The following is a 14,658-nucleotide window of genomic DNA, read 5'->3' as shown; positions in this document are numbered from 1 at the left end:
CGTTTGCGAAAAACTCGAAGTTTCTACTATCCAACTGAAAGGACTGCGGAATTTTCAGTCGCAGCTCATCGCCTGTTGAAATCAACGCAAATCCGGATGCGCGCGCGCTCGACTATCGTGATCCCGTGTTTGCCTTCGCCATCGGTTGGGCGGATGTTTCAAGCAAGTTCGTTGCGGTCTCTCGATCCACCGCCTTTGAAAAGAGGTAGCCCTGGCCCAAGCTGCAGGCGAGCGACAGCAAATGATCTGCCTGCGGTTCCGTTTCTATACCTTCAGCGACAACCCGGATGCCCAGCTTCGATGCAATCGACATCACACCTTCGATTATCACCGTTGCCGCGTCGGCGGCGACAAGGCGATCGGTGAACGATTTATCGATCTTTATGATATCGACCGGGACCGTCAGCAGGTGGGTCAGCGAAGCGAAGCCGGTTCCGAAATCATCAAGCGCGACCTTCAGACCCCTGGATCGCAAAGTCCTGATTTCCTCCGCGACGACATGATCGCCCCTGCCAAGATAGACGGATTCCGTCACCTCCATGATCAGATGATCAAGGGGAACTTTGGCCGCTGCGAACGGCCCGCAGACGCGCCCCTCAAGATCATCGACACGAAAATCCGCAGCCGAGAGATTGATCCCGACATGCTGCAGCGGTAGTCCCGCATCGAGCCAGCGCCGCATGTCCCGAGCTACAAGAGCAATCATCCGGTCAGTCAATTGTGCGGCGATATGACCATCGAGCGTGGCCTCGTGAAAATGGGCGGCGGAAACAAGCTCTCCGCCTATCGTGCGCATCCGCGCCAATGCTTCAAAGCCGACGATCTCCCTCGTATCAAGCCTGACGATCGGCTGATAGTGCGCCTCGATGCGGTTTTCCGACAGGGCTATTCCGACATCCCGGATTGCGCGAAATCTGCGAGTCAAAGCGGTCCGCAGACCTGCGAAGTAGTGCGTGTATTCGCCCCGGTTTCGCTCCTTGCCGTGATATAGCGCGATATCAGCATTATGTTGCACTTGGCTGGCGGCCATTTCACGCCCCGCTATCGCGCCACCAATCGTCACGGCGGGGAAAACGACGTGACCGTCACACTGGGCAGGGCGCTTGGTCTCGCGGATCAGCGCTTCCGCGTGCTGTGCGAGCACTGCTGCCTCTTTCACATCCAGTATCGCGGCGAATTCATCACCACCCAGTCGGAAAATCTGGTGGTTCGAAGCGGCGATCGCCAGTCGCCGGGCAACCGTCTGTATGAGGGCGTCGCCTGCGGCATGTCCGAATGTATCATTCACCAGCTTCAGATTATCGACATCGGCGAGCAACAGCCCCCACTCCGGGGAGATGGACATCCCGCGTTCGGCAAGCACCATGTTGAAACGCGCGCGATTGGGAAGGCCGGTGAGCGCGTCGGTGTAGGTCAATCTTTCACGCTCCCGCACCCGCTCCTCGCGCTCGATGGCTATGGCACATAGATGAACACAGGCGTCGACGATCTCCCTTTCCAGTTCGCTCGGACCTCGTGCCTCGCGAAAATAGAAGGCGAACGTGGCGACGACCTCGTCTCCCGCGAATATCGGCGTCGACCAGCAAGCCTTGAAACCGAGTGGCGATACCAAGTGCCTATAGTTACGCCACCGGCCGTCCCGGTCGATATCGCTCACAGCAACCTCCGCGCCATGATAGGCTGCGGCACCACAAGATCCCACAAGAGGACCTATCGGTGTCCCCTCAAGCGTCTTGGTATAGTCGGCTGGAAGCGAAGGGCTTGCGATAGGGTAGAGGCGCCCGTTCCTGACGGAAAGCACGGAACAAGCTATGCTTGGACTACGAGCCTCAACCTGGCGGCAAAGCCGCTCGATGGTTGTCGCCAATTCCTCGCCTTTGGCGATCATTTCAAGTATTGCATTCTGGAACTGAAGCATGAGGCCTACCCGCTTTAATTGCAGAAGCGTGCCACAGCCAGGTTCATTTCGCGTTTTTGTATTTCCTAAACTTCTAACTTATGTCTTTTGCACGGACCTGAACGGCGGCCGCCATTGCCCTAGTTTTCGGATTTTCCGGAATTTGCTTGCAGATCGGCCTGATCGGCCAGAATCGCTGCCGCTTCGTTCAACAGCACATCCTTTGCATTCTTGCGGGCGTTTTCAATCGCGAGATCAGCGCTCAGGCTGCGTTCATTGCCTTGCAGCCCATCATCCATGTCAGGATCGATGCCGCCATTGTCCTCAACACGAGACTTCAGACGCTTTTCGCGAACGGCGGCTTCCTTGCGACGCTCTTCTTCGTTGAGCGACACGACGCCCTTGTCGCGCTGTGCTTTCAGATCGGCGATATCCTCCAACAGGCGCTGGAAATCGGTGTCGCTTTTCGCACGCGCATCATGTCGGCTTTGCAAGGCCGGCAGCACTGACTTCACGGTGTTGGAGGGCTTATAGTTCGCGGGCTTGATCTCCGCCCAAGGCAGGGCATTGTCATAGCTTGTCTCGCCGAAGCTCGTCGGATCCGAAAGCCCCGGCAGGCTGATATCGGGGGTGACGCCGCGCAGCTGAGTCGTACCCCCGTTGACGCGGAAAAACTGGGCGATGGTCACTTTCAACTCGCCGAATTCGGGTTTGCTGTTGCGAACCATCTGGTCAAGATCGACGACGGTCTGCACGGTGCCCTTGCCGAAGCTGGGCTCGCCGATGATCACGCCTCGGCCATAATCCTGAATCGCCGCCGCGAAGATCTCCGATGCCGATGCCGACCCACGATTGATCAGCACGCCAAGCGGACCGGCCCAGACCGGTTTCGAAGTATCGGCACTTCTAACCTCGACCTTGCCGTCGCTCGCTCGCTGCTGAACCACCGGGCCTTTTCCAATGAAGAGACCGGTCAGATCAATCGCCTCGTCCAACGAACCCCCGCCATTGTTGCGGATATCGATGAGAACGCTATCCACGTTCTCGTCCTTCAGTTCGCCGAGCAGCTTGGCGACATCACGGCTGGCGCTTCTGTAGTCCTTGTCGCCCTTACGTCTTGCTTCGAAATCCTCATAGAAGGCCGGCAGTGTGATCACACCGATCCTGCGGGTGGAATCGCCGGTCTTGACGGACAGCACGTTCTTGCTGGCCGCCTGTTTTTCGAGGCTGATCTTGTCGCGCACGAGGCTGACGACGCGATGGGCCGCATCCGCGCCGGCATCCGCAGGCAGGATATCCAGCCGCACGACAGAACCCTTTTTCCCCCGGATCATCTGTACGACTTCGTCGAGCCGAGTGCCCACCACTTCCTTGATCGGCCCATCCTTGCCCTGCCCGACACCGGTGATACGGTCGCCAACGGCGAGCTTTCCGGATAATTGTGCGGGTCCGCCGGGTACGAGTTCGCGGATCGTCGTGTAGTCGTCGCGTTCCTGTAGGACCGCGCCGATACCTACCAGCGACAACTTCATCGATATGTTGAAATCGGCCGAGGCCGTGGCGCCGAAATAATCGGTATGGGGATCGGTCGACGTCGTATAGGCATCCATGAACGACTGGAAAACGTCATCGCTCTTGTACTTGTAGGCACGCTCGAGTGTGTTCGCGTAGCGCTTGTCGAGCGTTTCGCGAATTGCCGCATCGGCCTTGCCGCTAAGTTTCAGCCGCAGCCAGTCGCTCTTGACGCGCTTGCGCCAGAGCTCGTTGCTCTCGGCTTCGGACTGCGGCCAGGGCTGCTTGTCGCGCAACACAGAAAAGCTTTCCTGAGCGCTGAAATCGAACCCTTGCTTCAGCAGGCTGCGCGCGTAGGTCATACGGTCGACGACGCGCTTTTCATATGTGTTGAAGATGGCGAACGGGATCTTCAGATCCTCGCGCTCGATGGCATCGTCGATCTTGGTGCGATCGGCCATGAACTTGTCGATATCGGCCTGCAGGAAAATCACGCGATCCGGGTCGAGCGACTTGATGAAATGGTCCATGACCTTGGCCGACAGATCATCGTCAAGCGCGACGGGCTTGTAGCTGTAGCGCGACAGGAATTGCGCGCTCAACAGGGCGGCTTGCCCCTGCTGTTTTTGTGGCGCCAGAACCGGCGGAGATTTGACTTCAGCATATGCGGCCGGTGCAAGGGCAATAAATGCACCGAGGAAAACGTGACTTATGCGCATTCAGCTTCAATCCAATTCTTAGTGCCGAGTGTCGATCCACAACCTAGGTGGATCAATTATGGTTTTTTGGCAACCACCCGCCCCCTTGCTGAGGCCGGAAACTCGCTCACAAGATCGCTACCGGCCCCGAAACACGCATTTTTTCGCCAGCGCGCAAAGCCCATGCTTGCAGGCGGTTTCAATGTTTCAGGGTGGCTTGGAAGCCAATAAATTGGATTTTTTTATGGACAAAAAGCGTATATCGCCTTAAGTAACGACAAAATCGCTCGTCAAGGCGCCGTTCCATGAGGAATATTTCCGCGCCAACACCTACGTTATTGTCGAGACATGCCAGACTCGGAATATAGATTCCTGTCAATACGTTTGCGCTGGAAATAATTATTTTATCTTCGCGCTTGGATTAAGATCAGCACAGTCGATCGGCGAGTATTTACTTTGCCTCACGCCTGTGTTGTCGATAAAAGGAGAATGCCTGGCCACTCGAGCTCGGCGCCGAAATTATATGAATTCTGCCACTGAAACAGACGCGCCGACGAAATCGGCTTCGACCAAGATCAGTCTCAAGAACATCTACAAGGTTTTCGGAGAACATCCGAAAAAAGCTCTCGAGCTTCTGCATGCGGGCAAAACAAAAGCCCAGATTCACGCCGCCACAGGCTGTTCGATTGGCGTCAATGACGCCAGCTTCGATATCCGTGCCGGCGAAATCTTCGTGATAATGGGCCTCTCCGGCTCCGGGAAATCCACCCTTCTCCGCCTCCTCAACCGATTGATCGAGCCCACATCCGGATCGATTGAGATCGACGGGCGCGATATCACCGGCATGTCGCGCAGCGAACTCATTGCATTGCGGCGCCGCGATATCAGCATGGTTTTCCAGTCCTTCGCCCTGTTGCCGAACCGCACCGTGCTTGGCAACGCCGCCTTCGGTCTTGAGGTCTCCGGCCTCGGCGAGGAAGAGCGAAGCAGCAAGGCGCTCGCTGCTCTCAAGGCCGTTGGCCTCGATGGCTACGCGAACAGCCGCCCCGACCAGCTCTCCGGCGGCATGAAACAGCGTGTCGGCCTTGCCAGGGCGCTCGCCAGCGAACCGACCATCCTCCTGATGGACGAAGCATTCTCTGCTCTCGATCCGTTGATCCGCACTGAAATGCAGGACGAACTCGTTCGCCTTCAGTCCGAGCACAGCCGCACGATCGTGTTTGTCAGCCACGATCTCGACGAAGCCATGCGCATCGGTGATCGCATCTGCATCATGCAGAACGGCAATGTCGTGCAGGTCGGCACGCCCGACGACATCGTCACGAATCCGGCCAACGACTACGTCCGCTCGTTCTTCCGCAATGTAGATGTCGCCAATGTCTTTAAAGCCGGCGATGTTGCCCGCAAGTCTCAAGTAACAATCATCGAGCGCGATGGTGTGTCCGCTGCCGCGGCACTTGAGCGGATGAAGAACTACGATCGCGAATATGCGATCATCCTCGGCCGCGACAAGACCTATCACGGCATGATCAGCCAGACCTCGCTGATCGAGAAGATCAAGGCGAAGGCCGCCGATCCCTATCGCGGCGCCTTCCTCTCGGAGATCGAGGCCATCCCAGCCGAGGAGCCGCTATCGAACGTGCTGGGCAAGGTGGCGGCCAGCCCCTGGCCTGTACCCGTCATCGACGGTGGCAAACGCTACCTCGGCTCCATCAGCAAATCCGCGCTGCTCGAAACGCTCGACCGCGCCAGCTGACATCAAACACATCGGATACATCATGAACTTCGATATCGGAAACGGCATCGACGCTGCCGTCAATTACGTCCTCGACAATTTCTCGCCAGTGCTCGACCTCATTGCGGCAGTCATCGGCTTCGTCACCAATGGCATCCAGGCCGGCCTGCTTGCCATTCCCATGCCGCTCGGCATCGCCATCTTCGTGATCCTGGCATTCTGGCGCGTCGGCTTCGGCTTTGCCGTGTTTACTGCCCTCGGGCTCCTCGTCGTCGACCACATCGCGCTCTGGAACCCGATGATGGAAACGCTGTCGCTGGTGATCGCCTCGACGCTGATCGCCATGCTGGTCGGCCTGCCGCTGGGAATTGCCATGGCCCGCAAGGACTCGGTCGCAGCCCTCGTTCGCCCGGTGCTCGACCTGATGCAGACCATGCCGGCTTTCGTCTACCTCATCCCGGCGGCAATGTTCTTCGGGCTGGGAGCCGTGCCGGGCGCAATCGCGACGGTCATCTTCTCGATGCCGCCGGTTGTGCGGCTCACCAATCTTGGCATCCGTCAGGTCGATGCCGAGTTCATCGAAGCCGGTAATGCTTTCGGCTGCACTTCGTCACAACTGCTGTTCAAGGTTCAGTTGCCGAACGCCATGCCCTCGATCATGGCCGGCATCAACCAGACGATCATGCTGTCGCTGTCGATGGTGGTGATCGCCTCGATGATCGGTGCGGGCGGCATTGGCAACACCGTGCTTACGGGCATCCAGCGCCTTGATGTAGGGACCGGTTTCGAAGGCGGTATCGCCGTCGTCATCCTGGCCGTCATTCTCGATCGCATCACCCAGAGCCTCGGACAGCCCCGCCCCTTCTTCCTGGCCCGCTTCTTCGGCAAAGCGGAGCCTTCGGAACTCAAGGCCGCGACTGCCTGATTATCCAGCCATGGCCGGCAACATCCGCCAAATGCAAACTTTCATAAAGGAACACATATGTTCAAAACCCTAGCAACCCTCGGCCTAGCCGCTGCTCTCTTAAGTGGGGCGGCCACCTCGACACTGGCCGATGATGCCAAGCCCGTAAAGATCGGTTGGGCCGCCTGGTCAGACGCGGAATTTGTCACCAAACTCGCAGCCAAGCTGATCGAGACGAAACTCGACCGCAAGGTAGAGCTTGTCCAGGCCGATGTCGCGCCACTCTATCAAGGCGTTGCTCGCGGCGACCTTGATGCGATGATGATGGCCTGGTTGCCCCAAACCCATGCGGACTACTACGCCAAGGTGAAGGACAAGGTCGAAACTCTGGGGACCGTTTACGACGGAGCCAAGCTTGGCTGGGTTGTCCCGGACTATATTCCCGCGGACCAGATCGCTTCGATCGACGACCTCAAAAAAGAGGATGTCCAGAAAAAGCTTTCGGGCACGATCCAGGGCATCGACCCCGGCGCCGGCCTGACACGCCTTTCGGAACAGGCAGTCAAGGATTACGGCCTCGATGGCTACAAGCTGCAGATATCAAGCGAAGCTGGAATGCTGACCACGGTCGACCGAGCCGAACGCGGCGAGAAGTGGTTCGTGGCAACGGCCTGGAGCCCCCACTGGATGTTTGGCAAGCACAAGCTTCGTTACATCGACGACCCGAAGAAGTCTTTGGGTGAAGCTGAACACGTCGATATCCTCGCCAGGAAGGACTTCAAATCGGAAGATCCCGAGGTCTCCGCCTTCCTGTCGCGCATGAAGCTCGAAATCCCCGATCTCGAGAAGGCGATGTTCGATGCCCAGGAGACGTCTTATGACGCTGCGGTCGACAAATACATCAAGGATCATCCCGACCAGGTGAAAAGCTGGATGGGCGATCAGGGTTGAGTTTCCGCACTACGTCCGCCGGCACGGCCATGTCGGCGGGCATCCAATTCGGCAACAGGAGCGGCAGATGTTCATCGGGAGCCCAGACATATTCCACGCAACCGACGACACGATGGGCGGCCGCATGTCGCTCGCTCGCGATGGCTTGGGTCTGTCGGTCGATGCCGTGGCACGAAACCTTGGTATCGAGCCCGGTATATGGATGGCTTGGGAAAATGACCGGGACGCACCAGCCGCCGATCGCCTGGCATTGATCGCAGATGCGCTGAGCGTGAGCCTCACCTGGCTGTCGAGCGGACACGGCGACGGTCCAAACTGGATGGCGAACGACAATGCCGTCGTCAGGCGACCATACTAGACGCATGGAGACAACAATGAACACCGATACGATTACATCCGAGCTCGCTCAGAGTATTCCCGGAAATCTTTCCCAGGACCTCGAAGCGACAACCGACGGCACCGGCGCTAACACCGATATTCACACGCTATATTCGGACATGGGTTGGCTGATCGCCGAAAGGTTCGCCTCTCTGGAAGACCGCGAACGGGTTTTCGAACTGATCGAAATGGGTATGCGAAATGGAGACAGCGCATTGAAATCCGCAGTCTCGACCGGGCTTATCGAGGCAATGATTTCCCGCACGGGCCAGCAGCCTGCAAGGTGGAAGCAGATTTCCGCGCAGCTCGGTCCACTCGCCATGGCCTATGTCCACAGCTAGGACGTATCCAACTCTGCGGGATTTGCATAGGCGCCCCGATTGTGGGCGCCGGAAATTTGAATAACGATGTAACCTGCCGAACATTTACCGTTACGTACTTCCCCCTTCCCCCACAACGACGAAGGTCTTCCAAGCGCGACCGACCGGCAAAGGAAGATCGCAATGTCGAACGATCCGTTTGTGGGGAGACCAGCATGACGAACTCATTTCCCAGGAAGCTGCTGTCGACGACGGTTCTGGTCGCGATGACGCTGGCGTCCACAGCGCTCCTTTCATCGGCAGGCGCCCAAGGCACGACGCCTGCCACGCCGACTCCCGCGGCGCAGCCAACAACCCAGCAAGATACCACGAGGCCGAATATCCTCGTCATATTCGGCGACGACGTGGGACAAACGAATATCAGCGCCTATTCGTTTGGCGTTCTTGGCTACAAGACGCCGAATATCGATAGGCTCGCCAAGGAAGGCATGATGTTCACCGACTACTATGCGGAGAACTCCTGCACGGCCGGTCGCTCGACATTCATCACCGGGCAAGTATGCCTCAGAACGGGCCTCTGCAAAGTCGGCATCCCCGGCGCAAGCGTCGGACTGCAATCCCGTGACATAACGATCGCACAGGCGCTCAAGCCACTGGGATATGCGACCGGACAATTCGGCAAGAACCATCTTGGCGACCGTGACGAATTTCTTCCGACCAAGCACGGCTTCGACGAATTCTACGGCAATCTCTACCACCTCAATGCGGAAGAGGAACCGGAACGTCCCTACTACCCGAAGAACGACGAGGAGTTCGTCCGCACGAATTCGCCCCGAGGTGTCCTCAGGGCATCGGCTGACGGCAAGATAGAAGACACCGGCGCGCTCGACCGCAAGCGCATGGAAACCATCGATGACGAGACCACCGAAGCGGCGATCGACTTCATCAATCGTCAGACGAAGGCCGGCAAACCGTTCTTCACCTGGATGAACACGACCCGCATGCATGCCTTCACGCACATCCGAGAGTCCATGAAAGGCCAGAGCGGCATGCCCGGCAACGACTATGCCGACGGCATGATCGAGCATGACGGGGATGTTGGAAAGCTGCTGAAGGCACTCGACGACCTCAAGATCGCGGACAACACGATTGTCGTCTACACGACAGACAACGGCCCCAACCAATGGTCGTGGCCGGACGCCGCGACAACGCCGTTCCGAAGTGAGAAGGATACCAACTGGGAAGGCGCATTCCGTGTTCCGGCGCTCGCACGCTGGCCGGGTCACATAAAAGCGGGTGAGGTCTCGAACCAGATGATATCCGGCCTCGATTGGTTTCCGACCTTGCTGGCCGCTGCCGGCGACGCGGATATAAAGGAAAAGCTCTTAAAGGGGGCAACGATCGACGGCAATCAGTTCAAGGTGCATCTCGACGGTTACAATCAACTGTCGTACATAACCGGAAAAGACCCGAAGTCCGCACGATCCGATTTCTACTACTTCGACGACGATGGCAATCTTGTCGCCTATCGCTACAATGACTGGAAGCTAGTGTTCTGCGAACAGCGGGAGCCGGGCGGCATGCAGGTCTGGGCCAATCCCTTTACCTGCTTGCGCGCGCCGAAGTTCTTCAATCTGCGCATGGACCCTTATGAGCGCGCCGATGTCGTGTCCGATCAGTATTACGACTGGTTCGCCAAGAACGCCTATATTGTTCAGTACGGGGTCTGGCGCGTGGCTCCCTTCCTGCAAACATTCCGGGAGTTTCCACCAAGTCAACGGGTGGCCAGCTTCAGCGTCGATCAGATGATTGATGCGCTCACGCGCTCACTCGACCAAGATGCCGCCAATCCGCGCTGAGGGACGCGACGCCATGTGCGCTACCGCTTCACCGACGTGGGCGGCGTCGAACACAGGCTCAGCTGCATAGCTGCCAACGGCCTGCATGATGTTGCTGGAGATCGCACCTGTCATTTCAGCCGCCGCGTTACCAGATGTCAATCTGGCCACAGGCGATGTTGAAATGCCTGCCCCTGAAGGCGGCCCGGCTGCACAGAAAAGCCCCGTCAAATTCGTATTGGCGGGTCGCGCGACCTCGATAAACGGTGTGATTTCCTGCTTCATGACGACTTCGCCCACGAAAGTGTCCGACGAGAGCCGCGACATTTCGATCGGCAGGGGATTACTTCCACGTTGGGATAGCATCCACGAAGCCGTCGAAGATCGCGCCGTGTCCGCGACGAAATTTTGCCCCCTGGAACTTGCGCAAGATACCGCTCGATCGACTACACCATAGCGTTTAAGTTCGCCCATTTGACGCCGACAACGGGCGGCAATTCGCAGAGCTCCGTCGATACTGCAGGACTTTAAGCAGCACCGACGTGAGCGCAGACGTCTTCGACAATGCTGGAGAACTCGCGAGCTAATTGTGACGGTGTCCGAGCTTTCGGCCAAAGCATTCGAGCAGTGCTTTGTAACTGCGGCAGGAGGGGTCGTTTGATCAGGTCGTCTGCCTGTGCGCACGCCATGCCCAGTCCATCCGTGAGCGCGATCCCCACTCCAGCTCGCACAAGTTCGCATGCGATCGTCGCCTGAGTAACCTCCGTAGCGTATCGGACGCGGCGGTTGGCGTCGGCAAATGCCGCGACCACTGCCGCTCCGATCGACAGATGAGGTCCGGGACAGATTATCGGTTCATCGGCAATATCCTCGACGCCAAGAACCGACTTTCCTTCAAGGCGATGACCTGCCGGCAGCACGCAGCCGATCTGCGTAACGCAGATGACGGAGCTTTCAACCGAGGGATCTCCAGTTGGTCCCACGGTCAATCCGACGTCCGCCATGCCTTGAGCAACGCGGGAAACGACTTCGGGCCCCGACAGCACCTGCAGCACGATGGAGACGTTCGGTCGAGCGAGACGAAACCGTCTGATCGCCTCGGGGACGATGACATGTCCGATACCCGCCCCGGCCGCGATATTTAGGACGCCGGCCTCCCGCTCGCGAAGTTCGGACGCCAAACGCCTAGTCTGTTCGACCGCCGCAAAAACGTTTGCAACTTCGGCGAAAAGGATACGAGCTTCCGTGGTGGGTATGAGCCGCTTCTTTTCTCTCACGAACAAGGGAAACGTCAGCCGTTCCTCCGCTTGTTGCAACGTGCGGCTTATCGCCGGCTGCGAGATGTTCAGCGCCTCGGCCGCCGCTGTCACCGATCCGAGCATCACTACGTGACGAAAAACATCCATCTCGCGGACTGTGAGAGACATCCATAACTCCAGATCATGATCTCTGATGAAAATGATATTTGAAAACATGTTTTACTGCGAGCACTTTCCTCCCGCGAATACCTAATGTGGAGACGATCGAATTCGGAGGAGAGTTCGACGATCGTCGACAACGAGGTAGTGGAACACTTTGACTTGAAATGGCGGAGGAGCCACAGATGTCGAAACACGAACTTACCCGTAGAGCGACGCTCGGGCTGATGAGCGCGGCGCTCATGCCCAACATATCCTGGGCCGCGGGCGACTACCCGAATAAGCGCGTCAAGATGGTCGTGCCTTATGCGGCCGGAGGCACCAGCGACGTCGTCGCGCGTTTCGTCGCGCAGCGCATGCAGCACAAGCTTGGACAGTCGGTCATTGTCGAAAACCGGCCGGGCAGCGGGGCGATCGTCGGCACTCAGTATGTCGCCAGAGCCGATCCAGATGGATACACGTTGATGAACGGCGGCGTCTCGACGCATGCCATCAATCCGAACCTTCGAAGGAAGGCGCCTTTCGACGGCATAAAGGACTTTACGTCGATAGGGATGATCGGATCGGGGCCGCTGGTAGTCTCTGTCCACCCTTCCTTACCCGTTCATAATCTTCAGGAACTGATCGACTATGGGAAGGCCAACCCGACGAAGCTCGCATGCGGCTCCGCAACCGGAACGATCCTACATCTGGCCGCCGAAGTGCTGAAGGAGATCGGCGGCTTCGAAATGTTGCACGTGCCATACGCCGGCAACGGCCCTGCTCTGCTTGACGTCTTGGGCGGGCGCGTACCCGTCATGATCGACAACATCAACAATTCCGCTCCTCATATCATCGGCGGGAAGCTTCGTGCCATCGTCGTGCCATCCGAGGAGCGTGCGAAGCTGCTTCCAGACGTGCCAATTTCGTCGGAGGCAGGCCATCCCGACTTCATCGTCGAGACGTGGTTCGCGCTTTTCGGCCCTGCCAAGATGCCGGACGACGTGGTCATCACCATCAACAAGACCATGAACGCGGCGCTGCAGGAGCCGGACACGGCGACGGAGTTCGTCAAGCTCGGGGTCGACGTCCGGACAAGCAGTCCCTCCGAAGCTGCCGCCTATCTCCAGGCAGAGTTCGATAGGTGGCGCGACGTGATCAAGCGCATTGGCCTTCAGACAGATTGATAACCCGACCTCGTACGGTGAAGGAAGGCGCGATCGACTTCCAGCCCTCCGACGTGGGCGCAGAACAGAAATTCGGCGGCGTCGCGTCCCGGACCGGCACCGCTGCAGCAGCGTATCAGAAAGTAGACGGAGAAGACGTTGGAAATCATCGATTCACAAATCCATGTCTGGGAGGCGGCATCTACCGAGCGCCCGTGGCCGAACGGGCTGATCAGCTTGCAAGGCGATCCCTTCTCGATCGACCAAGCTCTCGCCACCATGGACTCGTCAAACGTGGACCGTGCGGTACTGGTTGCTCCGAGTTGGGTCGGCAACGACAACTACTACGTTTTAGAAGCCGCCTGCAGACATCCCAACCGATTTGCGGTGATGGGCCGGATCGATCTCGACGCGGACCAGTCGGAAGAAACCCTCACTTCGATACTGTCGTCGCAGGGCGTGCTCGGAATCCGTCTCCTTTTAAACTCGGACGTTACCAGGAACTACGTGTTCGACAGAAATTACGATTGGTTCTGGGATCGCTGTCAGGCAGACGACGTCCCGGTGATGCTATTCGTTCCAGCAGGCGCCGATATCATCGAGCCTTTGGCAAGCAAGTATCCTCTCTTGAAAATCATTGTAGACCACGCCGGACGAAATCCACGCAGTCCGAAAGATGAAGCCGCCTGGCACGATCTCGATGCCTTGTTGGCGCTCGCCGAATTCGACAACGTCGCGGTGAAGGTTTCCTCCCTTCCGGCTTTTTCCACAGGCCCCTATCCCTACGAAGTCCTTCACGAGCCGATCCGCGCGATCCACAACACTTTCGGAGCGAACCGGATGATGTGGGGCAGCGACGTAACGCGTCTGGTGCACCCCTACTTGGACAACGTTCGTCTGTTCATCGAAGCGCTCGACTTTTTAAGTCCATCAGATCTCGACCAGATCATGGGCAAATCCCTGAGGCAATGGTGCGGGTGGGATTGACGTAGACGTCGAGCGGGGCGAGCGCGTGAAGGACCACGGATCAAGCGTTTGCCCGCGCTTAAGCGATGCGAGCGATCGAACGCTAACTAAACGCGAAGTGCTTCCTCAGGGAAGCGACATAGCCGACCGTCACAGGATCGAGGCCGAGATTCTTCGTGATGCCGGCTCGACGATGGATATAGTGGCGCGATCGGCGTAGTTCACGACGGTCACCGCGAAGAGCATGAGTACGATCAGAAACCGCGAACGCGTTCTGGTCTCTGTGGCCGACGCCTCTGCCGGGTCATGAAGCATTTTCTTCTCCGTCTTTCAGACGTTAATGTTCAAGTGCCGCCTTCAGGACAGCCGATATCGTCCGGAAACCGTCCGTTCGAAACCGCCGGAAAAGCGGAAACTTATGATCATCGAGCCGGCTTCGACCGGATCGGCGGCAGCGGTCGTCAGGAAATGGGTACGACTACCGGCCGTTATCTGCGATCGCCGCCCGAACGGACGAGTGGCGGCGGTCGAGATACTCGCCCTTTAGGATATGCGAGGCGAAAAGCCGGAGCTGGGCGACCGTGCGCTGCCGTTCCCCTTGAAGACGCGCCTGTGGCAGTCCCGTCTCTGCGCTACCGATTTCCGTGATCGCTTCAGCTCGATCCTCGATCTCATCGGCGATAAGATTCAGGAAAGTGGAGCGCTGTTCCCGGCTGGAGTAACCGTAACTCCAGAAAGCGTCTTCGGCAGCTTTGCATGCGACGTCGACAAGTTCCGGCGTACCTACCGAAAACCCGAAGGATTCCCCGGAGAATGGCTCGGATTTGAAGCGGTCTTGCGACTGCACCCACTCTCCAGCGACGAGATGCTTTCCGTGAGGAATAAAGGTCATTTCA

At 58.0% G+C, this 14,658-nt stretch carries 12 protein-coding genes and 2 pseudogenes; 8 read left to right on the top strand and 6 right to left on the bottom strand.

Translation table 11 applies throughout. The features are described 5' to 3' along the window. Nucleotides 1–112 precede the first annotated feature (112 nt). Entirely contained in the window at nt 113–1,918 is a 1,806-nt protein-coding gene (locus QTL95_RS19215; RefSeq protein ID WP_289721504.1) for a sensor domain-containing phosphodiesterase, read from the bottom strand. A gap of 119 nt (nt 1,919–2,037) precedes the next feature. Continuing rightward, nucleotides 2,038–4,128, bottom strand: coding sequence for a carboxy terminal-processing peptidase (locus QTL95_RS19210; protein ID WP_289721503.1), 2,091 nt, complete (start codon nt 4,126–4,128; stop codon nt 2,038–2,040). A gap of 502 nt (nt 4,129–4,630) precedes the next feature. On the opposite strand from QTL95_RS19210, the gene proV reads away from it, so the two are divergent. From proV to QTL95_RS19180, 6 genes are all read left to right on the top strand, one after another. After that, a complete protein-coding gene (proV, locus tag QTL95_RS19205) occupies nt 4,631–5,863 on the top strand; it encodes a glycine betaine/L-proline ABC transporter ATP-binding protein ProV (protein WP_289721502.1) in 1,233 nt (410 codons plus the stop codon). Between the two features lie 22 nt (nt 5,864–5,885). Further along, on the top strand, nt 5,886–6,767 hold the full coding sequence (locus QTL95_RS19200) for an ABC transporter permease (RefSeq protein WP_336622287.1): 882 nt from the start codon (nt 5,886–5,888) through the stop codon (nt 6,765–6,767). A gap of 57 nt (nt 6,768–6,824) precedes the next feature. Further along, on the top strand, nt 6,825–7,697 hold the full coding sequence (locus QTL95_RS19195; RefSeq protein ID WP_289721501.1) for a glycine betaine ABC transporter substrate-binding protein: 873 nt from the start codon (nt 6,825–6,827) through the stop codon (nt 7,695–7,697). 67 nt (nt 7,698–7,764) lie between these two features. Continuing rightward, entirely contained in the window at nt 7,765–8,055 is a 291-nt protein-coding gene (locus QTL95_RS19190; RefSeq protein WP_289721500.1) for a helix-turn-helix domain-containing protein, read from the top strand. 16 nt (nt 8,056–8,071) lie between these two features. Beyond that, on the top strand, nt 8,072–8,416 hold the full coding sequence (locus tag QTL95_RS19185; protein ID WP_289721499.1) for a DUF7674 family protein: 345 nt from the start codon (nt 8,072–8,074) through the stop codon (nt 8,414–8,416). Between the two features lie 194 nt (nt 8,417–8,610). Further along, a complete protein-coding gene (locus tag QTL95_RS19180; RefSeq protein ID WP_289721498.1) occupies nt 8,611–10,254 on the top strand; it encodes an arylsulfatase in 1,644 nt (547 codons plus the stop codon). 225 nt (nt 10,255–10,479) lie between these two features. Here the strand turns inward: QTL95_RS19180 and QTL95_RS19175 are convergent. Both QTL95_RS19175 and QTL95_RS19170 read right to left on the bottom strand, forming a co-directional pair. Further along, nucleotides 10,480–10,581 (bottom strand): annotated as a pseudogene (locus QTL95_RS19175) (shikimate dehydrogenase); the annotation flags it as partial. A gap of 179 nt (nt 10,582–10,760) precedes the next feature. Further along, nucleotides 10,761–11,708, bottom strand: a complete 948-nt coding sequence (locus QTL95_RS19170) for a LysR family transcriptional regulator (RefSeq protein WP_289721497.1) — start codon at nt 11,706–11,708, stop codon at nt 10,761–10,763. A gap of 128 nt (nt 11,709–11,836) precedes the next feature. On the opposite strand from QTL95_RS19170, the gene QTL95_RS19165 reads away from it, so the two are divergent. Both QTL95_RS19165 and QTL95_RS19160 read left to right on the top strand, forming a co-directional pair. After that, complete coding sequence (locus tag QTL95_RS19165; protein WP_289721496.1) at nt 11,837–12,817, top strand: Bug family tripartite tricarboxylate transporter substrate binding protein; 981 nt, start codon at nt 11,837–11,839, stop codon at nt 12,815–12,817. A 138-nt stretch (nt 12,818–12,955) separates the two neighbouring features. Next, on the top strand, nt 12,956–13,783 hold the full coding sequence (locus QTL95_RS19160) for an amidohydrolase family protein (RefSeq protein ID WP_289721495.1): 828 nt from the start codon (nt 12,956–12,958) through the stop codon (nt 13,781–13,783). Nucleotides 13,784–13,912: 129 nt separating this feature from the next. On the opposite strand, the gene QTL95_RS19155 is transcribed toward QTL95_RS19160, so the two are convergent. Together QTL95_RS19155 and QTL95_RS19150 are read right to left on the bottom strand one after the other, a co-directional pair. After that, entirely contained in the window at nt 13,913–14,077 is a 165-nt protein-coding gene (locus QTL95_RS19155; RefSeq protein WP_336622286.1) for a hypothetical protein, read from the bottom strand. Between the two features lie 202 nt (nt 14,078–14,279). Further along, nucleotides 14,280–14,654, bottom strand: a pseudogene (locus tag QTL95_RS19150) (aldehyde dehydrogenase family protein); the annotation flags it as partial. Between the last annotated feature and the right edge of the window lie 4 nt (nt 14,655–14,658).

Origin of the sequence: Rhizobium sp. S152 (assembly GCF_030380735.1) — a bacterium.
Taxonomy (GTDB): domain Bacteria; phylum Pseudomonadota; class Alphaproteobacteria; order Rhizobiales; family Rhizobiaceae; genus Rhizobium.
The sequence above is the reverse complement of the archived record's forward strand: the minus strand, read 5'-3'. Positions and strand labels throughout refer to the sequence as shown.